Below are 20,067 nucleotides of genomic sequence, written 5' to 3'. Positions count from 1 at the left end.
ACGCGGCGATCCCTCAGTTGCGTTCGCGTACCCAGAACAGCGTGGCGCCCGCCACCGCTGCCGGCATCATCAGGATGTTGAGGAAGGGCACCAGCAGCACCAAGTACACCGAGCCGCCAAAGCCCAGGCTCTGCCAGCGCTTTTCCCGCAGCCAGGCAATCATGTCCTGCCAGCTCAGCTTGTGGTTGTCCGCCGGGTAGTCGATGTACTGGATGGCCATCATCCAGATACCGAACAGCAGCCACAGCGGCGCGGCGATGATGTTCAGCACCGGAATGAACGAGAGAATGAACAGGCCGATGGCCCGCGGCAGGAAGTAGCCCAGCTTGCGCATCTCGCGGCCCAGGGTGCGTGGCACCATGGCAGCCAGTTCAGCCCAGCTGAAGTCGGGGAAGTCATCGGTGCCGCGCACCACCACTTCGACTTTCTCCGCAAGAAAGCCATTGAATGGCGCAGCGATGATGTTGGCCAGCATGGTGAAGCTGAAGAACACCATGAACCCCACCAGCACCACGAACAGCGGCCACAGCACATAGTTGAGAAAGCTCAACCAGCTTGGCAGGCTGGGCATCAGTGAGTCGACCCAGAGGCTGAACTGATGCCCTGCAAAGTAAATCAGGCCGACAAACAGCACCAGGTTGACCACCAGCGGCAGCAACACGAACAGGCGCAGGCTGGGGCTCAGGACCAGTTTCAGTCCTTCACGCAGGTACTGTGGGCCAGAAAGGACAGGGGCTTGCATAAAAGGGAAGGCTCCGGGTAAAGGCAAACGCGCTGACCTTACCGAGTTTGCGCGGCAGGCGAAAGCGCGGCGCAGAGCGAGAAACGGGCTGTAACAAAACCTCGGCAGGCCTCCTGGCAGGGCTTCATAGAGAAACAGCCCGGCACTCGGGGTATGAATAGAGCCGGCCTATAAGGTGGATTGTCTAAGGATATTTCCTTAATCTCTGCCACCTCGCTAAAGTGCGCACATCTTTTCAACCCCTTCGAATACTGACTTTCAAGGAGTTTCCATGAGCATTCTGGTCAACAAGCAAGCCCCGGATTTCGACGCCGCGGCCGTGTTGGGCGACGGTTCGATCGTCGACAGCTTCACCCTGTCTTCCCTGCGCGGCAAATACGTCGTGCTGTTTTTCTGGCCGCTGGACTTCACCTTTGTCTGCCCGTCGGAAATCATCGCTCACAACAACCGCATGGACAAATTCCGCGAGTTGGGTGTGGAAGTGGTTGGCGTTTCCATCGATTCGCAGTTCACCCACCACGCCTGGCGCAGCACCCCGGTAGAGAAGGGTGGCATCGGCGCCGTCGAGTTCACCATGGTCGCCGACGTCAAGCACGAGATTACCCGTGCCTATGGTATCGAACACGAAGATGGCGTGGCCCTGCGTGCCTCGTTCCTGATCGACCAGCAAGGCGTTGTCCAGCATCAGGTGGTCAACAACCTGCCGCTGGGCCGTGAAGTCGACGAGATGATCCGTCTGGTCGAAGCCCTGCAGTTCACCGAACAGCACGGTGAAGTCTGCCCGGCCGGCTGGCGCAAAGGTCAGAAAGGCATGAAGGCTGACGCCAAGGGCGTTGCCGACTACCTGGCTGAGAACGCTGCCAGCCTGTAAGGCCAAGCATCAACGCTTTTCAGGACCTGCGGCCAAAAGCCTTCCCCAAGTGCTTCGCAGGTTCTTTTTTATTCCAGCCGGCGATCCCGGCGACAGGAGTGTGACATGTCTGAAGTACGCCATTCGCGAGTGATTATCCTCGGTTCCGGCCCTGCCGGTTACAGCGCCGCCGTCTATGCTGCGCGCGCCAACCTCAAGCCGCTGCTGATCACCGGCATGCAGGCCGGCGGCCAGCTGACCACTACCACCGAAGTCGACAACTGGCCGGGCGACGCCCACGGCCTGACTGGCCCTGCGCTGATGCAACGTATGCAGGAACACGCCGAGCGCTTCGAGACCGAAGTGGTGTTCGACCACATCAACGCCGTTGACCTGGCCAGCAAGCCGTTCACCCTCAAGGGCGACAGTGCCACCTACACCTGCGACGCACTGATCATCGCCACCGGCGCCAGCGCTCGCTACCTGGGCCTGCCTTCGGAAGAAGCGTTCATGGGCAAGGGCGTTTCTGCCTGCGCGACCTGTGACGGCTTCTTCTATCGCAACAAGCCGGTCGCTGTGGTCGGCGGTGGTAACACCGCCGTCGAGGAAGCCCTGTACCTGGCCAACATCGCCAGCAAGGTCACCCTGGTTCACCGCCGCGAGACCTTCCGCGCCGAGAAGATTCTGGTCGACAAGCTCAACGCCCGCGTGGCCGAAGGCAAGATCGAACTGAAACTCAACGCCACCCTGGACGAAGTGCTGGGCGATAACATGGGCGTTACCGGTGCACGCCTGAAGAACAACGATGGCAGCTTCGACGAAATCAAGGTTGATGGTGTGTTCATCGCCATCGGCCACACCCCGAACACTTCGCTGTTCGAAGGCCAACTGACGTTGAAAGACGGTTACCTGGTGGTCAATGGCGGTCGCGATGGCAATGCCACTGCTACCAACGTTGAAGGCGTGTTCGCTGCCGGTGACGTGGCTGACCACGTTTACCGCCAGGCCATCACCTCGGCCGGTGCCGGTTGCATGGCGGCGCTGGACGTCGAGCGTTATCTGGATGGGCTGCAGAACGCAGCGCACTGATAGGGCCTATCGCGGGGCAAGTCGGATCGCCGCACCGCCGCTCCCACAGTTCTCGTGGGAGCGGGCTTGCCCCGCGATGTTGTTAGAGACTAAGGCGCATGGAAAGGTCCACCGCTTTGACATCCTTGGTCATCGCCCCGATCGAGATGTAATCCACACCCGTTTCAGCGATCACCCGCAGGGTGCTTTGGGTCACTCCGCCGCTGGCCTCAAGTTTGGCCTTGCCGGCATTCAAACGCACCGCTTCGCGCATATCGTCCAGGCTCAGTTCATCGAGCATGATGATATCGGCGCCCGCGTCCAGCGCTTCTTTGAGTTCATCCAGGCTTTCCACCTCGATCTCTACCGGCTTGCCCGGGGCGATGCGGTGCGCAGCAGTAATTGCTTGAGCAATGCCACCACTGGCGGCGATGTGGTTTTCCTTGATCAGGAAGGCGTCGTACAGGCCGATGCGGTGGTTGTGACAGCCACCGCAGGTGACCGCGTACTTCTGTGCAAGGCGCAACCCGGGCAGGGTTTTACGGGTGTCGAGCAGCTTGACCCGGGTGTCGGCAACCTGGTCGGCGAGGAACTGCGCGTGGGTTGCCACTCCCGAGAGCATCTGTAGAAAGTTCAGCGCCGAGCGCTCGCCGCTGAGCAGCGAACGTGCCGGCCCTTCAAGGTGGAACAGGGCCTGATTGGCCTTGGCGCGCTCGCCATCCTTGACCTGCCAGTGCACCGCAACCCGCGGGTCGAGCTGGCGGAACACCGCATCGACCCAGGCAGTACCGGCAACCACGCAGTCGTCGCGGGTAATGATGGTGGCCTTGGCCAGGCGCTCGGCCGGGATCAACTGGGCGGTGATGTCGCCGCTGCCGATGTCTTCGAGTAACGCACGGCGCACGTTGGCTTCGATTTCGGCGGTCAGGTCGGCGAGGCGTAAATTCGGCATGGCGGGCTCCACAAGCTAAGTGCTGGCGATTATAGGGCAGGCCAGCCCGTGCTTGCAGCAATCACTGCAGGGCCGGCCAAAGCTTGACCTTTGGTCAGGCCGAATGAGCTTTTTGCCCAGGTACTGGTCTATCAGCAGCACGTGCGCACTGGCGACTGAAAGGTTTTTGCTCGATAATGCGCCTTGTATTTGGCGTCATAGCATTGACGACCGCTATTGAAGCTCAAATTCGAACCTGCAAGGAGACCAGGATGCACAACGACGCGAAGGTGGTGCCGATCAAGGCCATCACCGATCAGGCGCACAATGCGCCCCTCGCTCGTCTGCCGGTGGTGCTTCTGCAGGTTCGTGACAAGGCCGCGCTGCAACTGCGCCAAGGCCTGCAGGCGTTGTTCGACAACGCCGACGACACCCTGTTCGAGATGGCCGACAAGGCCGCCAACAACGTTGAACAGAACATCCTGTTCGAAGCCATGCGTGACCTGCGGCTCAAGCGCAAGCATATCGAGCGTGGCTATCTGGACCACTTCTATGAAGCCTTTGTGCAAATCGGCCGGCGTGATTTACTACCGGCCCTGCACAGCCATGCCTCTGATCGCCTGGCGCTGATGGCCAATGATGAACTGGAGCGAACGGTGGCGCTGGATGCCATGGTCGCGCGGGTGCTGGCCCGTGACGGCATCGCCCTTAATCAGCTGACCCTGCGTTTCGGCGCCCTGGTTGGCCAGGCGCTGGACGATCCGCGTAACCCGTTGGGCCCGGCGATGCTGTGTGATTACTTTTTGCGCGCCGGACGCAGCCTGGGCGTGGGAATCAAGGTCAAGCTGATCATTCTCAAGCTGTTCGAACGCTACGTGTTGCACGACACCGACCAGTTGTATGGCGAAGCCAACCAGTTGCTGATCGCCACCGGCGTGCTGCCTGGGCTCATGGCCGTGCCCCGGCGCCGCGCCCAGGACCGCCAGCAGGCTGAGCGCGAGGCTGCGGCCAGCGAAGCCGGCAGCGACTCGTACCATGACGCGCTGGATGCCAACGGCCAGGCGGTTTTTGCCTCACTGCAGACCCTGCTTTCGCCGGTACGCGGGCGAGTTGCGCCGCGCCTGGAGGCGTGCGAGCACGCCCAGGCGATCAGCACCCGTGATCTGTTGCGCCTGCTCTCGCACCTGCAGCATTACGTGCCTTCCACGGCCCAAATCGATGATTTCGACCTGCATCAGCAGTTGGAGCAACTGCTCACCCGGGTCAGCGTCAAAAGTGGCACCTACCGCAAGATCGAGGTGATCGACGAGGATGTCATCAACCTCATTGCCATGCTGTTCGAATTCATTCTCGCCGACCGTAACCTGCCCCGCTCGTTGCGCGTGCTGATCGGCCGAATGCAGATCCCGATGCTCAAGGTTGCGGTACTCGACAAGAGCTTCTTCAGCCGCAGCAGCCACCCGGCCCGGCGCCTGCTCAACGAGATCGCCACCGCAGCCATGGGCTGGGGCACCAGCGATGATTGCCAGCGAGACAGCCTGTACCTGCGGGTTGAAAAAATCGTCCAGCGCCTGCTCAGCGACTTTGGCGATGACCCGGCGATATTCTCTGAGCTGCTTGCCGAGTTTCTCGCCTTCAGCACTGATGAGCGGCGCCGCAATGAGTTGCTCGAACAGCGTACCCGCGATGCCGAAGAGGGCCGTGCGCGCACCGCGCTGGCTCGTCAGCGGGTGCAGCAGGAACTCAACCGGCGCCTGCTTGGACGCTCGATGCCACGGGTGGTGGTGCGCCTGCTCGAAGAGGCCTGGAGCCAGGTACTGTTGTTGGCGTGCCTCAAGCATGGCGACACCTCCGGCCAGTGGCTCGCCGCCCTGCAAACCATGGACGAACTGATCTGGAGTGCGCAACCGCACCCTGAAGAGCAGGCACGCCTGCGCCTGCTGGAGCTGGTGCCGGGGCTGCTCAAGGCGTTGCGTGATGGATTGGCCAGCGCTGCCTTCGATCCGTTTGCCACCAGCGAATTCTTTGCCCAGCTTGAAACCCTGCATGTGCAAATGTTCGATTCACCGAGAGTGGGCGGGCGCACGCGGCACAACGATGCCAGCGAGCGGGTGCTGGTAGTTGATGAGATCGTCTTGCCCGCCCCCGAGGTCTGCAGGCCGCAAGCACCCCAGGTACGCCTGGCCGATGATGACCCGGCGCTGCTACAGGTCGAGCGCCTGCGGATCGGTGCCTGGGTCGAGTTGCTCGATGAAGAAGACGTGCAGCGTTGCAAGCTGATCGCCCGGATTGAAAGCAGCGACCGCTTCATCTTCGTCAACCGCACCGGCCTTAAAGTCCGTGAATGGTCGCGCATGGCCCTGGCCGTGGCCCTGCGTCGCGGGCATGTGCGCCAGTTGGACGACACCCTGTTGTTCGACCGGGCGCTGGATTCGGTGCTTAGCCAACTGCGCCAGACTCAAGCCCGCTAAACTCCTACGCGTTTAAACGATGCATCCCGAACCACCACGGGGCATACTGAGCCAGTGCCCCCGTGTCTCAGGATTTTCTATGCAACTGGACCGCGCTACTGGCTGGTTCGCCGGCGTCCGCCATTGTCCTTCGCCCAACTGCAATGCCCGCGCCGAAGGCGAAGTCATCTCCCTGCTGGTCATCCACAATATCAGCCTGCCGCCGGCGCAATTTGGCACCGGCAAAGTCCAGGAGTTCTTCCAGAACCGCCTGGATGCCACCGAACATCCCTATTTCGTAGGCATCAAGCACCTGCGCGTGTCGGCGCACTTTTTCATCGAGCGTGACGGCAAGGTCACTCAGTTTGTCTCCTGCCTGGACCGCGCCTGGCATGCCGGGGTGTCCAGTTTCGAGGGGCGCGAGGCGTGCAATGACTTTTCCATTGGCATTGAGCTTGAAGGCACCGATGAGCTGCCTTTCACCGATGCCCAGTACCAGGCGTTGCAAACATTGACCCGGCAGATCCAGGCTGCCTGGCCGGCCATTGGCACTGAACGGATTCAGGGCCACAGCGACATAGCTCCGGGGCGCAAGACCGACCCCGGCGGCGCTTTTGACTGGCCGCGCTACCGTGCCGGCCTCAAGGACAAGGAGGATCGAGCATGAGTTTTCTGGTGTTATTGCTGGTGCTGTGGTTCGAGAAGTTTTCCGCCTTGCGCCAGCGTTTGCAACGCGACGGCTTTTTCGTCACCGAGCTTGTGCGCCTGGAGCGAGATGGCAGGCGGCACCCGTGGTGGGTATTGACCATCCTGGTGGTGTTGCCGGTGGCCCTGCTGGCCTTGCTGCTGCACGTGCTGGAGCCGGTGGCCTATGGCTTGCTGGCCTTGCCGGTGCACCTGCTGGTGCTGATCTACTGCCTTGGCCGTGGCGACATCAAGGCTGCGCAAGGGCCGTTTCGCGACGCCTGGCGGCGGGGCGACGAGCAAGCGGCGGTGCACGTGGCCGAACGCGACCTGGGCTTGAGCGCCGACAATGCCCAGGCCTTGCTGGAGCGGGTGCAGGCCAACCTGTTGTGGCAGGCCTACCAGAGCTTTTTCGCGGTGATCTTCTGGTACTTCCTGCTCGGTCCGGCCGCAGCTCTGGCCTATCGGTTGTTGGCGCTGACGGCCGAGCACGCACGCACACCGGTGCTGCGTGACCATGCCCTGCAATTGCGTCATGCCTTTGACTGGGCACCGGTGCGCGTGCTGGGTGCAAGTTTTGCCCTGGTCGGCAACTTCGTTGTGGTCAGCCGGGTGATGTTGCATGAGTTGCTGAATTGGCACATCAGTGCTGCCGGCCTGATCGAAGCCGTCGGGCGCGTCGCCGGGGATCTGCCGGCTGGCAGTGAAGGCCTGCTCAGCCTGGATAACCTGTGGGAGTTGCTGCTGCGCTCGGCAGTGCTCTGGTACGCCTGTTTCGCCCTCTGGACCGTGCTCGGCTGAGGCCTTGGGCGGAGCGGCCACTGGTCGCTCCGCTGCCGGTTAACCTTAAGTTACAAACCCCCGATCCGATATGCGCTATACAAGTGTTGCTGAATTCATTCGGTGGCCTTGTGCCACTGTGGAAGTGCTGCATTGCCGCTCCTACAGGGAAGGGTGCAGAGGCAGGAAGCGTAAAAACAATAAGAATCGGAGGGCACCACCTGTGAAGAGCCTGTTGTATCCGGCCGTCGCGCTGATGAACCGACTGAGCTTCGGCATGAAGTTCAGCCTGATCAGTATTCTGTTTTTTCTGCCCATGCTGGTGACCAACTACTACCTGGTCCGTGATTCCTATGCGCAGTTCCATGCCACCCGCACCGAACTGCAGAGCCTGGAGCTGCTGGACAACAGCCTGGCCTTGCGTGGCGATGTGGAAACCCTGGGCAATCTCGTGCAGATCAACGCCGTGCTCGGCCAGTCGGGCAAGGCCGAAGATGTCGAGGTGCAGATCGCCAGCATCGAGCAACAGGTGCAGAGCCGCCTGTCCGGCTTGACCTTGATGGTCGCCGATGAGGCCCAGGCCAAAGCCTTCGACGACAAGCGCAGCGAAATGCTCGACACCCTCAGGAGCGCTCAGGGTGAGTCGTCGTTGTCCAACAAAGTGGCGTTGCTGGACAAATTGCTGGGTCAGGCCCAGGTGTTGAGCAAGGTCATCGCCAGCCAGGCAGGGCTCAGCCAGGACAGTGATTCGGCAATTCGCCAGCTCAGCGAACTGATGACCACCATCACCCCGCAAGTGACCCAGATTCTCGGCGAAGGGCGGGCCATCGGTGCCTATTCACTGGGCCAGGGTTTCGTCAACTCGGCCTCCAGCGCGCGTTTTGACGACTTGTTGCTGAAGCTGGAAAAGCTCGGCGCCGACTACGCCATCCGCCTGGAGGATGCGCTGGCCACTGAACCTTTCGCGAAAGCGCGGCTTGGCAGCCTGGCCAGCAGCAGCCAGGCGTCGCTCAAGCAGGCCAGCGAACTGATCGAAGAGCAAGTTGTGGTGGCCGAGACCCTCAACGCGCCATGGCCTGCGTTCTACAAGCAGCTCAGTGATCTGATGGCACAGACCTATAAACTCAACACCGGCATTGGTGAATTCCTCGGCCAGCAGTTGGAGCAGCGCCTGGCCGAACACCGTTTGCACATGATTCTGCTGGTATCGGCGCTGGCGGCGGTGTTCCTGCTGATTGTCTACCTCTACAGCGGTTTCTACGCCTCGACCCGCAACACGCTGAAAAGCCTGGGTGCGGTGATGGACAAGGTTGCCGCCGGCGACATGACGGTCAACTTCCAGGCCAGTAGCCGCGATGAACTGGGCGAGTTGGGCCAGGTGTTCAACAGTACTGTGCGGCGCATCCATGATCTGATCGAGCAAGTCGGCCATACCGTCGCCGAAGTCGAGCGCCAGGCCGAGCAGGTACACGCGGTGTCGGCCCGTAGCAACCAGGCGGTCAGCGGCCAGCGCGGGCAGATCGAGCAGGTTGCCACGGCGATGAACCAGATGTCGGCCACCGCGCAGGAGGTGGCGCGCAGCGCGGCGGCGGCGGTCAGCAGCGCCCATGGCGTCAATCAGGAGACCGTCAGCGGGCGCGGCCTGGTGCAAACCCAGCAAGGCAACATCGCCCGCCTGGCTGGCGAGATCGATCAGTCGGTGGCGGTGATCAATCAGTTGGCCAATGACAGCCAGGCCATCAGCCAGGTGCTTGAGGTGATCAAGAGCATCGCCGAGCAGACCAACCTGCTGGCCCTCAATGCGGCAATCGAGGCCGCCCGGGCGGGTGAGCAGGGCCGTGGCTTTGCCGTGGTTGCCGACGAGGTGCGGACCCTGGCCAAGCGGACCCAGCAGTCCACCGAAGAAATCGCGCAGATGATTTTGCGTCTGCAGGGCGGGGTTGGCGCGGCCGTCAAGGCCATGGACAGCAGCCATCAGATGGCCGCAGGCACGGTCGGCGAGTCGCAGCAGGTGCAGCAGGCGCTGGAGAACATCCTCGGCGCCATCGGCAGCATCGTCGATCAGAACCAGCAAATCGCCGCAGCAGTGGAGCAGCAGACAGCGGTGGCCCACGACATTGACCAGAACATCGTCGAGATCAACCGGGCGGCGGAGAACACCACCCAGGGCGCGCACCAGACCGAGGACGCCAGCCGCCAACTGTCGACCCAGGTGCTGGAGCTCAAGCGCCTGATCGGTGCATTCCGGGTCTGAGATCAGCGGTTGCTGAAGTTTTCCGCGCTGTGACAAAGTAGCGCCCTGACGGATTCCAGGGGGCCGGATGTGTCGGCAACGCTGCGGGGGTAGTCTCACCCTCACAGCAACGGAACCTCGAGTCCTCGCGATTCGGCTCCCTCAGCACATTCTCTGACGAGGTACAGACATTGGCCATCATCAAACCTAAAGTTCGCGGTTTTATCTGCACCACTACGCACCCGCAAGGTTGCGAACTGAACGTTCGTGATCAGATCGAAGCCACCCGCAAGCAGGGCGTGCGCGAGGATGGTCCGAAAAAGGTCCTGGTGATCGGTGCATCCAGCGGCTACGGCTTGGCAGCGCGCATCACCGCAGCGTTCGGTTTCAAGGCCGATACCCTGGGTGTGTTCTTCGAAAAGCCGGGTTCAGAGTCCAAGCCAGGCACCGCCGGCTGGCACAACGCTGCAGCTTTCGACAAGTTCGCCAAGGCCGAAGGCTTGTACAGCAAGTCGATCAATGGTGACGCCTTCTCTGACGAAGCGCGGGCCAAGGTCATCGAGCTGATCAAGAACGAGATGGGTGGCCAGGTTGATCTGGTGATCTACTCGTTGGCCTCGCCGGTGCGCAAGCTGCCTGCTTCTGCCGGCGAGCGCGCTGGCGAACTGGTTCGCTCGGCGCTTAAGCCGATCGGCCAGCCGTACAAGTCGACCGCCATCGACACCAACAAAGACACCATCATCGAAGCGTCGATCGAGCCTGCCAGCGAGCAGGAAATCGCCGACACCGTCACCGTCATGGGTGGCCAGGACTGGGAACTGTGGATCGATGCACTGAACACCGCCGGTGTTCTGGCGCCACAAGCGCGCACCGTGGCTTTCAGCTACATCGGCACCGAAATCACTTGGCCGATCTACTGGCATGGTGCGTTGGGCAAGGCCAAGCAAGACCTGGACGACACTGCCCAGCGCCTGGCGAGCAAGGTCGGTGGCGGCGCCAACGTGGCTGTGCTCAAGTCGGTCGTAACCCAGGCAAGCTCCGCCATCCCGGTAATGCCGCTGTACCTGTCGATGGTCTTCAAGATCATGAAAGAGAAGGGCGTGCACGAAGGTACTCAGGAGCAACTCGACCGCCTGTTCCGTGATCGTCTGTACCGTGCAGACGGTGCGCCTGCAGAGCTGGACGAAAAGGGTCGCCTGCGTCTGGACGACTGGGAACTGCGTGATGACGTACAGGATGCCTGCAAGGCGATGTGGCCTCAGGTGACCAGCGAGAACCTGTTCGAGCTGACTGACTACGCGGACTACAAACACCAGTTCCTCAACCTGTTCGGTTTCGAGCGTCAGGATGTTGACTATGAAGCCGATGTCGCCACCGACGTACGGTTCGACTGCATCGAGCTGTAACCAGCACTAACTAAGTGCTTGTTGCCGCACCTGTTTTTAGCCAGGTGCGGCAACCGTTTCAGACTCGAAACACAATTTGAAACAAGTCCATAACTGGCCCTTTGCTACTCCCTCGCTGCGCTGTTCTATACCACTCTCTACATGCCCTATAAAACCGCCAAGGTTTCGACAGGAGGCACCATGAGTGGAATACAAAAGCTACAAGAGCGGATCAGGCAAAAGGGACTGCAGAAAGTCCTCAAAACCCTCTGTGAGCGTTACATCTTCTTCCACTGGGAGTTGCTGTGGATGGAGCGCGACCTCATCAGCCCGGTGCCTGCGCATAACCTGCGTGACCATGCGCCGGTACGTCTGGTCGAAATCACCGAAGAAAATGCCCACGCCTTTGCCCGCTACTTTGGCGACCGCGTGCAGACCATGCGCGAGCTGGCTGCTGAAGGCCATACCGGTCACATGTACCTGGACGAGCAGGGCGACGCTGTCGCTTTTATCTTCGCCAGCATGCGCGACTATCACGACCGTCATTATTACGGCTGCAATTTCCCGGTCAAACCTGGTGAATTCTTTGAATTCGGCGGCGAGATGACCCCTGCCTTCTTTGGTACCCGCTTGTCGGTGGATGCTCAGGTCAACCTGTGGGAGGCCATGCGTGCCAAGGGCTGTCACAAGGTGGTGGATGTCTGTGAAACCCACAATATCCCGGCACTCAAGTTGCACCTGCGCATGGGCTATCACGAGCAGGGCCGGGTCATGCACGTGTATGGGTTGTTCGGACGCTGGCGCCTGTTCCGCGAAACCCGCTACGATGGCTCGCGACTGAGCGGCTTGCGCAAGGTCCCTGCACCGCGGGTAGCGGCTTCGGCGTGACACAGGTCGATGAGCAGTCTTGAAACGTTCCCGGCTTTGCCCGTTGCCAGCAACAGCGGGCAGGCCTTTCGTGAGACGACCGCCGACGGGTACTCCCTCGGCGGTTTCTGTTGGCGCCACCAGGAGCCGGACACCACGCGCCCGCTGGTGATCATCAACGCCGCCACCTCGGTGCGTTGCAGCTATTACGCACGCTTTGCCCAGTACCTGTTCGCCCATGGCTTTGAGGTCATCACCTATGACTATCGCGGCATCGGTGAGTCGCGCCCGGCCTCCATGCGTCACTTCAAGGCGTCCTGGACCGACTGGGGCGCGCTGGATTTCGAAGCCATGCTGCAACGCGCCCGGCGCGAGTTTCCCGGCCAACCCATCGATGTGGTCGGCCACAGTTTTGGTGGGTGCGCCGCGGGGCTTGCGCCTTCGGCCGGTCAGTTGCGCCGGCTGGTAACGGTCGGTGCGCAGTTCGCCTACTGGCGCGATTACGCCGCTGACAGTCGCTGGCAACTGTTCGGCAAGTGGCATGTGCTGATGCCGTTGTTGACGCAGGTGTTTGGTTACTTTCCCGGCAAGCGCCTGGGCTGGCTGGAGGACACCCCGGCCGGGGTGGTGCGGGACTGGAGCACGCGCTCCTCAGGCTACGAGCAGCGTCCAAGTGGCAAGGCGCTGGGGGAGCGGCCCTTCGCCCGGGTTCGGGCCAAGACCCTGGCCATCAGCCTGACCGACGATCCGTTCGGTACGGTCGTTGCCATCGAACGATTGCTGGCGTATTTCCAGGCCAGTGAGCGCAGTCATCTGCGCATTGCCCCGGCTGATATCGACGAGAGTCGGATCGGTCACTTCGCCTTTTTCCATAGCCGCTTTGAGCCTAGGCTTTGGCCCGTTGCCCTGCACTGGTTGCAGCACGGGCAACTGGCCGAAGGCACGCCAGGACGTTTGATCAGCCCAGGCGCTTGAGCGGCTGCTCGGCGAACTTGACCCCGGCCAGGCCACGGGCGATCAGTGCGCGGATATTGCCGTGGTCACTGCCCTGCGGGGTGGCCAGCACCGAGCGGTAGTGCTCGCCGAACGCCAGCAGTGCTTCTTCATCGCTCAGGCCTTCGAGCAGGCCCAGGCCCAGGGTCTTGCACGAACCTTCGTTCTGCCCGGCTGCGTTTTCCACGCCGCCGATGTTGAAGGCTTGTGGCTGGTAGCTGTAGTTCGCGCTGATGAAGGCCAGGGTGTCGGCGAAGACATGCTCGCCGGATTTCAGGCTGGCTCGCAGGATGTTCAGATCAGTCATTGGGCTTTCCTTTGGCGAACGCCGCTTGCTGTTCGGCGCTGGCTTCTTGCTGGTAAAGGGATTTCCATTCGGCGTAAGGCATGCCGTAGACCACTTCGCGGGCCTCATCCATGCTCAGCTCGATCTGCTTTTCGTCGGCGGCGGCCTTGTACCATTTGGACAGGCAGTTGCGGCAGAAGCCGGCGAGGTTCATCAGGTCGATGTTCTGCACGTCCTTGCGGCTGTCCAGATGGGCAACCAGGCGGCGGAAGGCAGCAGCTTCGAGTTCAAGTTTCTGTTGATCGTTCATGGACGTTCTCGTGACAGCGGTAGGTCAGTCTACCGCGATGCGGTTTTTCAAGTGGCGGCCACCGTTGATGACCAGGCTGCTGCCGGTGCTGTACTGGCTGTCGAGCAAAAAGAGCACGGCATCGATCAGTGGCTGGGCGCCGGGTTCGAACTCCAGCAGGGCCTTTTTCAGGGTTTGCTGGCGGTAGGCCTCGTCGCTGTTTTCCTTGAGGATCAGCAAGCCCGGCAAGATCGCGTTGACGCGGATGTTCGGTGCGTACTTGGCGGCGAACGACAGCACCATGTTCTGCAGGGCGGCCTTGGTGGCGGCGTAGCCGATATGGCTGCCGCTGCCACGTGAGGAGGTCTCGTCGCAGATGTGAATGATGTCGGCCTTGTCCACTTTGGCCAGTTGCGTGCCCAGGGCCAGGTTCAGGTGGTAGGGCGCCTCGACGTGCAGCTTGAACATGGTGTTGAGGTTGGCCAGGTCATCGTCGAGCCACAATGAGGCGTTGTGCACGATGGCGCGCAAACCGTCGTAGTTGCCTTGCAGATGCTCGATCAGGGCCAGTCGCTGGTCTTCCTGGCACAGGTCGGCCTGGAACTGGTGGATGTTCGGGTGCGCAGCCTCGGGGCTGATGCTGCGGCTGGCGCTGACCACGGTATGGCCGGCCTGCGCCAGGTTCAGGGCCAGCGCCAGCCCGACTCGCTGGCTGGCTCCGGTGACAAGAATTGGGCTGTTCATGGTGGGGGGCGGTCAACTTTTATCGGTTCGCTTGGATAACCCCCAGCATACCCGAACTAGGCGGGATTGCGCGCGCCCTGGGGCCCAGGGCGGGCAGGGCTGGCGTTCAGCCAATTGGCCAGCAGGCGGGTCGACAGTGGAATGAACAGATACACCATCAACGGCGTCAGGCCCAGGGTACTGAGCAGGATGCGCGGTACCAGGTCGAGTGCGCCCAGCCAGTGGCCGAACAACAGATTGAACAGCAGAGAAACGGGAAAGAACGCCAGCCAGATGGCGACCGCCTGCTTCCAGCGCGGCGGGCGCTGCACCGGGTTGTTGCCGAACCAGCCCTCCAGGCCACTGACCCGCTGTTCCAATGGCTCGGCAAACAGGCCGTTGCCGCGCCCTAGCCAGGCCTTGCGCGAGGCCGAGTGTTCCCAGGCGTGCATGGTCTGTTCGTTGGTGAAGCGAAAGATGATCTGGAATTCGTCGCCTTGTGGGGGCGGGGCGAGTACACCTGAACCCAGGTAGCCGGGAAAGTCGGTGGCCAGCTGTTCGCCTTCGTGCAGCCAGGCCATCAGGTCCTGGTAGCGACCCTCGGCGACGCGGCGGGTAACCATCAAGGTTACGGGTGGGGTAGACATGGTATATCTCCTGGCAACTGGGCGTGGCGGATAGGCCTGCCGCTTGAACGCCACCCGGGGTGGTGGGTGGCATTCGCTTCTTTGCAAGAATCGATGCAAGAAGCGGGCGCGGATTATTCCTTAAATAAGCTGACCCGTCAGTGCTGGCGTTTGCCGACCTGATAGAAATGCTAATGGTCGCGTTGAGCACGGCCGGAGTAGAATGGGCGCAGGCCCACAAACTCGCGGTTTCCCGGCAATGATCGAACCAGACCAGCCGTCAATGAGTACGCGTGCACTCGACCACGAAGAACTGTTCCCGATCCGCGAGGTGTCCCGTCTTACCGGCATCAACCCGGTCACCCTGCGTGCCTGGGAGCGCCGTTATGGGCTGATTCAGCCCACGCGCACCGAAAGTGGGCACCGTTTGTACTCACAAGCCGATATCGACGAGGTACGCAGTATCCTCGGCTGGATCGAGCGGGGCGTGGCGGTAAGCAAGGTTGGGCGTATCCTGGCCAAGAGCCTGAACAGCAAAGAGCAGAACCTGACATCGCGCAGCGACGAATCCCTCGCGGACTTCAAGCAATGGCAGGCACAGTTGCGCCAGGCCCTGCGTGGGTTCGACGAGCGGCGCCTGGAGCAGGTCTACGGCCAGGTGTTCAGCAGTTATCCACAGCTGGTGGTGTTCCAGGACATCCTCATGCCGGTTTGGCAGGACCTGCGCTGCACCCATGAAGCCTTCGGCCAGGCCAGTGAATGGTTGTTCCTTGACAGTTTCCTGCGCGGGCGGGTGTTGCAGCGTCTGCAGCTGGCGCACGAACAACAGGAGCTGCGCGTGGTGCTGGCGGCCATTCCCGGCCAGTGCCACGAGCTGGAGCTGCTGGTGGCGGCGCTGTTGCTCGGCACCAGCGAGATTGCCATCAGCGTGCTTGGCCTGGGCCAGCCGCTGGAAGAACTGAGCCTGGTTTGTGAGCGCATGATGCCCCAGGCCCTGGTGCTGTTTTCCAACCATCCCCCGGCCAGCGACTTGCCCAAGCGTCTGGCGCGCCTGGCGTTAAGTCTGGAGTGTCCATTGTTGCTGGCGGGTGAGGCGGCGGATCTGGCTCAGGACAGTCTGATCGGATCGCAGGTGGCGTGCCTGGGCAGCGAAGGGCACTTGATGCGCCAACGGCTGCAGCAATACCTGGACGGTCACCTGGATTCTTAAGGGTGCAATTCAGGATGGGCGCGGCGGTGGGCCTGGAGGATGTACTCGCGTAGCCGCTCGATTTCACCGGGCAGGCTCTGGCCCAGGTTGTAGGCGGCCAGGCGTTCGCCGGTACGTCGCTGCAGGGTACCGTGCAGGGCAATAGGGGCATCGCCGTCTGGGCTGAACCACAGGTCGAAGTGCCGGGGAGGCTCGGGTTGATCGCGGACCTCCAGCAGCACACCCTTGAAGGAAATCTCCCGTACCCAAAGACCGGTGCTCAGCCCGAGCTCGTCTTCCAGGGCCAGCGGTTGCTCCAGAGTCAGGCGCCAGGGGCGAACCACGGCGCCTTCTTCGTAGATGTTCGGCGCACCCAGTTGCAGGTGCAGGGCATGGAACTCGTCTTCGACCAATTGCAGCGGGAAGGTCATTTGCTGGTTGTCGAACTGTGCCTGCAGGGTCACCTGGTCGTAGGCTATCAGCCGGGTCAGCAGGTTCTTGATTTCGCTGCCGCCATTGACCATCAGGCGCGACACCGGTTCAGCCGCAATGGGCTGAGGCGCGTGCTGCATGGACCGGATGAAATCCAGCTCATCCTGGGTCAGAAGGGCATCTGCTTGCATGGTCGAACTCGAAATTACACTCGTGAATGCGTTTCTTCACCGTCATGGACATCCAAACGGCGGGTTTGTTAAGACCGTTGGTCGGCTTGCAGTGCGGCGATGCGTTCCTGCGCCTCGGCCAATTGGCGTTCTAGCTCGATCACTCGCTGTTCGGCTTCGACCTGGCGGCTGACGTCTTTCTGGATGCCAATGAAGTACTTGCGCTTGTCGGCTTCATTAAGCACCGGGGTGATCGACAGTTCATTCCAGAACGCGCTGCCGTCCTTGCGGTAGTTGCGCAGGATTTCCCGGCTTGGCAGGCCATCCTTGATCGCCTGGCGGATCAAGGCGCGGGCACTCTGCTCGCGATCATCGTTCTGCAGGAAGCGGCAGTCGCGGTAGAGGATGTCGTTGGCGTCATAGCCGGTCAGACGTTCAAAGGCCGGGTTCACGTAGAGCAGGATGGTGTCATCGTCGCCTTCCTGTTCGGCCACCACGATCCCGTCGTTGGAGGCATCAATCATGCGCTGCAGCAGTGTGGCATTGATCATCTTGTTAGGTCCGCAAGGGCTGTAGATCGGGCATGCTGGCTGATTCTAGTGGATTGGCCGTCGCTGTACAGCTGCAGATTGAGGCCTTTTGCCAGTGCCTGATGCTAGTATCCTACGCTTTTACTCAGTTTCGGAAACCTCTATGAAAGTCGCCATCCTTTGCGGTTCGGTCTACGGTACCGCCGACGAAGTTGCTCGGCACGCCGCAAAATTACTCAACGCCGCAGGTTTTGAAGCCTGGCACGCTAACCGGGCTACCCTGCAAGACGTCCAGGGCTTTGCCCCGCAGGCGTTTCTCGCGGTTACCTCGACCACTGGCATGGGCGAGCTTCCGGACAACATCATGCCGCTGTTCAGCGCCCTGCGTGATCAACTGCCCGCCGAGTGGCGCGGACTGCCTGGCGCGGTGATCGGCCTGGGCGATTCCTGCTATGGCGACACTTTCTGTGGCGGCGGTGAGCAGCTGCGTGAACTGTTCGCCGAGATGGGCCTGGTGGAGGTGCAGCCGATGCTGCGCCTGGATGCCAGCGAAACCGTCACTCCGGAAACCGATGCCGAACCTTGGCTGGCTGAACTGGCCGGCAAACTGCGCGGCTGATCACTGCGGCTGTGGTTGCTCGCGCAGCAGCTGCAGCCAGGCCTGGGCGGCGCGGGAAAGGTAGGCGCCGCGGCGCCAGATAAAGGCAATGTCCCAGCGCAAGTCCGTCGCCTCGCTCAAGGCCAGGCGCACTACCCCAGGCCGCTCCAGGCCACGGGCGACCACCCGGGGCAGCAACACAACCCCTTGGCCCGCCGCCACTAACGCTGCGAGAAAGTCGGCCTGACCACTGCGCCCGCCTTCTTTGGGGGTGAAGCCCAGCTGTTGGCAAGCGCTGAGTAACCGGTCATTGAGCACGAAGCTGCGCTGATAGAGCAGAAATGGCGTATCGGCCAGTTGTGCCAGGCTGACCCGGCTGGTGGCGGCCAACGGGTGATCGCTGGGCAGCAGGGCATCGAGGGGCTCGTTGCAAAAGGGCTGGTAGGCGAAGGCCGGGTCGCTAGGAGTCAGGCTGCCGCCCAGTTCCAGCTCACCACTGAGTACCGCCTGTTCGACACTGCGGCTGCCGCCTTCGAGCAGTTGAATGCTGATGTTCGGGTAGCGCCGCCGGTATTCGGCGAACAGCCGGGCAAACAGTGCGTCGCTGCCGAGCAACGGCAGGCCCAGGCGCAATTCGCCGCGTGACAACTGGCTGAGGTCATCGAGCTCGCTGAGCAGTTCCTGGCGCAGGCGCAACATGGCTTCGCCGCGCTCGAGCACGACCTTGCCAGCGGAGGTCAGGTGTAGCTGCGAGCCCTGGCGTTCAAGCAGCGGTACGCCAAGGTCCTGTTCCAGTTGCGCGACCTGCTTGCTCACGGCTGATTGGCTGATGTGCAAGGTCTGCGCGGCCTGAGTGAAGCCGCCACGGTGCACCACTTCAAGAAAACTGCGTAGCTGTTTGAATTCCATTAGCTGAATTCCAATATGGAATACTTGGCAGTCTAACAATTCGCTTTTGGCGTGGGGAGCGGGCTTCTAGAATGAACGCCTCAGAGGACCCCGCGATGAAACCCCCTGCGTTTAACCGATTTGTCCGCCTGCTCGCCGAGCTTGCGGTGTTGCTTGCTCTTTATAAATTGGGTGGCGTGCTGGCCGCCTGGTTAGCCTGGCCGATTCCGGGCGGGGTTATTGGCCTGGCGCTGTTGCTGCTGCTGTTCGCCGGTGGCGTGCTCAAGCCGGCCATGCTGCAGTTGGGCGCCGGGGTGCTGATGGCCGAGATGCTGCTTTTCTTCATTCCAGCGCTGATGAGCCTACTCGACTACGGCAGCCTGCTGCGTGATGAAGGCTGGCGTATCTTGCTGGTGATTGCTGTGAGCACCTTGCTGGTGATGGTCGTGACGGCACTGACGGTGGAGTGGATCTGCCGCTGGAGGCTGCGCCATGACGCTTGAGCCGATGCCGCTGTTCTGGCTGGCCCTGACCCTGCTGGCTTACCTGGGGAGCCGCTGGTTGTATCGACGCAGCGGGCGCTACCTGTTCTCGCCGCTGATCCTGGTGCCGGCAGTGCTGCTGGCGATCGCCGTGCCCCTGCACACTGCTTATGCCGAATATGCCCGCAACACCCATTGGCTGATGTCGGTGCTGGGCCCGGTGACCGTGGCGTTTGCCGTGCCAATCTGGCAGCAGCGCGCCTTGCTGGCTCGCCATTGGCCGGCCCTGAGCCTGGGCATGCTGGTCGGCAGCGCGGCCTCGATCGGCAGTTCCTGGGGGCTGGCGCATGTGCTGGCGCTGGACAGCGCGGTCAGCCTGTCGCTGGTGCCGCGCTCGATCACCACGCCCTTTGCCATGCCCCTGGCCAGGGACTTGGGCGGGGTGCCGGAACTGACGGCAGTGTTTGTGATGTTCACCGGCGTACTCGGGGCGATGTTCGGTGGCGTGCTGCTCAAGTACCTGCCGCTGCGCACACCCCTGGCCCGTGGCGCGCTGTTTGGCGTCGGCGCCCATGGCGCGGGGGTCAGCCGCGCCCATGAAGTGGGCGGTGAAGAGGGCTCGGTGGCCGGCCTGGTCATGGTCCTGACCGGTCTGCTCAATCTGTTTGCCGCGCCATTGCTGACAATGCTGCTGTGATGCACTGCGCTATTTTGCCCGCTGACTCACAGGGTCAATAAGCTGGCTGCCAATGCAACTCTCGGCCGTGGCGGGTCTGACTAGACTGTCGATCAGTAGAGCACACGCATGTGCCGAGGTGATTGCAATGATCGCAGCCTTGCCCAACACCACGACCTACCACCTGACGGGACC

At 61.8% G+C, this 20,067-nt stretch carries 22 protein-coding genes and 1 pseudogene; 14 read left to right on the top strand and 9 right to left on the bottom strand.

The window, feature by feature from the left end:
• Nucleotides 1–13 precede the first annotated feature (13 nt).
• Nucleotides 14–742: a sulfate transporter CysZ gene (cysZ, locus tag M5G17_RS11845; RefSeq protein WP_273893102.1), complete on the bottom strand. Its 729-nt coding sequence runs from the start codon at nt 740–742 to the stop codon at nt 14–16.
• Nucleotides 743–1,013: 271 nt separating this feature from the next.
• On the opposite strand from cysZ, the gene M5G17_RS11840 reads away from it, so the two are divergent.
• Nucleotides 1,014–1,613 carry a peroxiredoxin gene (locus M5G17_RS11840; protein WP_130263141.1) on the top strand — a complete coding sequence of 200 codons (600 nt, stop codon included), beginning with the start codon at nt 1,014–1,016 and terminating at the stop codon, nt 1,611–1,613.
• A 105-nt stretch (nt 1,614–1,718) separates the two neighbouring features.
• A complete protein-coding gene (gene trxB, locus M5G17_RS11835) occupies nt 1,719–2,681 on the top strand; it encodes a thioredoxin-disulfide reductase (RefSeq protein WP_273893101.1) in 963 nt (320 codons plus the stop codon).
• Nucleotides 2,682–2,763: 82 nt separating this feature from the next.
• On the opposite strand, the gene nadC is transcribed toward trxB, so the two are convergent.
• Complete coding sequence (gene nadC / locus M5G17_RS11830) at nt 2,764–3,612, bottom strand: carboxylating nicotinate-nucleotide diphosphorylase (protein ID WP_273893100.1); 849 nt, start codon at nt 3,610–3,612, stop codon at nt 2,764–2,766.
• 251 nt (nt 3,613–3,863) lie between these two features.
• Between nadC and M5G17_RS11825 the strand changes: the two genes are divergently transcribed.
• The 8 genes and pseudogenes from M5G17_RS11825 to M5G17_RS11795 all read left to right on the top strand — a co-directional run bounded on the left by M5G17_RS11825 (nt 3,864) and on the right by M5G17_RS11795 (nt 12,965).
• Nucleotides 3,864–6,062: a DUF1631 domain-containing protein gene (locus M5G17_RS11825; protein ID WP_273893099.1), complete on the top strand. Its 2,199-nt coding sequence runs from the start codon at nt 3,864–3,866 to the stop codon at nt 6,060–6,062.
• Between the two features lie 79 nt (nt 6,063–6,141).
• The gene (gene ampD, locus M5G17_RS11820; RefSeq protein WP_273893098.1) at nt 6,142–6,708 is read left to right on the top strand and encodes a 1,6-anhydro-N-acetylmuramyl-L-alanine amidase AmpD; all 567 of its coding nucleotides are present in this window, start codon (nt 6,142–6,144) and stop codon (nt 6,706–6,708) included.
• Nucleotides 6,705–7,526: a regulatory signaling modulator protein AmpE gene (ampE, locus tag M5G17_RS11815; RefSeq protein ID WP_273893097.1), complete on the top strand. Its 822-nt coding sequence runs from the start codon at nt 6,705–6,707 to the stop codon at nt 7,524–7,526. Before ampD ends, ampE begins: the two co-directional genes overlap by 4 nt.
• A 70-nt stretch (nt 7,527–7,596) precedes the next feature.
• A pseudogene (locus tag M5G17_RS27635) lies at nt 7,597–8,904 on the top strand (HAMP domain-containing protein); the annotation flags it as partial.
• A 141-nt stretch (nt 8,905–9,045) separates the two neighbouring features.
• Complete coding sequence (locus M5G17_RS27630; protein WP_420793610.1) at nt 9,046–9,759, top strand: methyl-accepting chemotaxis protein; 714 nt, start codon at nt 9,046–9,048, stop codon at nt 9,757–9,759.
• A gap of 170 nt (nt 9,760–9,929) precedes the next feature.
• Nucleotides 9,930–11,144, top strand: a complete 1,215-nt coding sequence (fabV, locus tag M5G17_RS11805; RefSeq protein WP_273893095.1) for an enoyl-ACP reductase FabV — start codon at nt 9,930–9,932, stop codon at nt 11,142–11,144.
• 180 nt (nt 11,145–11,324) lie between these two features.
• Nucleotides 11,325–12,011 carry a GNAT family N-acetyltransferase gene (locus tag M5G17_RS11800; RefSeq protein WP_273893094.1) on the top strand — a complete coding sequence of 229 codons (687 nt, stop codon included), beginning with the start codon at nt 11,325–11,327 and terminating at the stop codon, nt 12,009–12,011.
• Nucleotides 12,012–12,020: 9 nt separating this feature from the next.
• Entirely contained in the window at nt 12,021–12,965 is a 945-nt protein-coding gene (locus tag M5G17_RS11795; RefSeq protein ID WP_273893093.1) for an alpha/beta hydrolase family protein, read from the top strand.
• On the opposite strand, the gene M5G17_RS11790 is transcribed toward M5G17_RS11795, so the two are convergent.
• The 4 genes from M5G17_RS11790 to M5G17_RS11775 are packed head-to-tail and all read right to left on the bottom strand — an operon-like array spanning nt 12,949 to nt 14,928.
• Nucleotides 12,949–13,290: a HopJ type III effector protein gene (locus tag M5G17_RS11790; RefSeq protein WP_273893092.1), complete on the bottom strand. Its 342-nt coding sequence runs from the start codon at nt 13,288–13,290 to the stop codon at nt 12,949–12,951. The genes M5G17_RS11795 and M5G17_RS11790 overlap by 17 nt on opposite strands.
• Nucleotides 13,283–13,579, bottom strand: a complete 297-nt coding sequence (locus M5G17_RS11785; protein ID WP_045196092.1) for a DUF1244 domain-containing protein — start codon at nt 13,577–13,579, stop codon at nt 13,283–13,285. Before M5G17_RS11785 ends, M5G17_RS11790 begins: the two co-directional genes overlap by 8 nt.
• Before the next feature lie 24 nt (nt 13,580–13,603).
• On the bottom strand, nt 13,604–14,302 hold the full coding sequence (gene folM / locus M5G17_RS11780) for a dihydromonapterin reductase (protein ID WP_273893091.1): 699 nt from the start codon (nt 14,300–14,302) through the stop codon (nt 13,604–13,606).
• Between the two features lie 56 nt (nt 14,303–14,358).
• Nucleotides 14,359–14,928, bottom strand: coding sequence for an antibiotic biosynthesis monooxygenase (locus M5G17_RS11775; RefSeq protein ID WP_273893090.1), 570 nt, complete (start codon nt 14,926–14,928; stop codon nt 14,359–14,361).
• 238 nt (nt 14,929–15,166) lie between these two features.
• Between M5G17_RS11775 and M5G17_RS11770 the strand changes: the two genes are divergently transcribed.
• Complete coding sequence (locus M5G17_RS11770) at nt 15,167–16,117, top strand: MerR family transcriptional regulator (protein WP_420793353.1); 951 nt, start codon at nt 15,167–15,169, stop codon at nt 16,115–16,117.
• Here the strand turns inward: M5G17_RS11770 and M5G17_RS11765 are convergent.
• Entirely contained in the window at nt 16,114–16,719 is a 606-nt protein-coding gene (locus M5G17_RS11765) for a hypothetical protein (RefSeq protein WP_273893088.1), read from the bottom strand. The two genes, M5G17_RS11770 and M5G17_RS11765, sit on opposite strands and share 4 nt — an antisense overlap.
• A 68-nt stretch (nt 16,720–16,787) precedes the next feature.
• Nucleotides 16,788–17,249, bottom strand: coding sequence for a PAS domain S-box protein (locus M5G17_RS11760; protein WP_273893087.1), 462 nt, complete (start codon nt 17,247–17,249; stop codon nt 16,788–16,790).
• 142 nt (nt 17,250–17,391) lie between these two features.
• Here M5G17_RS11760 and M5G17_RS11755 point away from each other — a divergent pair, with 142 nt between their 5' ends.
• Entirely contained in the window at nt 17,392–17,847 is a 456-nt protein-coding gene (locus tag M5G17_RS11755; RefSeq protein ID WP_273893086.1) for a flavodoxin, read from the top strand.
• On the opposite strand, the gene M5G17_RS11750 is transcribed toward M5G17_RS11755, so the two are convergent.
• Nucleotides 17,848–18,735 (bottom strand): LysR family transcriptional regulator, encoded by an 888-nt coding sequence (locus M5G17_RS11750; protein WP_273893085.1) that lies wholly within the window; start codon nt 18,733–18,735, stop codon nt 17,848–17,850.
• Between the two features lie 95 nt (nt 18,736–18,830).
• Here M5G17_RS11750 and M5G17_RS11745 point away from each other — a divergent pair, with 95 nt between their 5' ends.
• Nucleotides 18,831–19,217: a CidA/LrgA family protein gene (locus M5G17_RS11745; RefSeq protein ID WP_273893084.1), complete on the top strand. Its 387-nt coding sequence runs from the start codon at nt 18,831–18,833 to the stop codon at nt 19,215–19,217.
• Nucleotides 19,207–19,893 (top strand): LrgB family protein, encoded by a 687-nt coding sequence (locus tag M5G17_RS11740; protein ID WP_273893083.1) that lies wholly within the window; start codon nt 19,207–19,209, stop codon nt 19,891–19,893. Before M5G17_RS11745 ends, M5G17_RS11740 begins: the two co-directional genes overlap by 11 nt.
• Nucleotides 19,894–20,067 lie beyond the last annotated feature (174 nt).

The sequence above is a fragment of the Pseudomonas rubra genome (genome assembly GCF_028656935.1).
Taxonomy (GTDB): domain Bacteria; phylum Pseudomonadota; class Gammaproteobacteria; order Pseudomonadales; family Pseudomonadaceae; genus Aquipseudomonas; species Aquipseudomonas rubra.
This window is presented reverse-complemented; position numbering and strand designations above follow the sequence as displayed.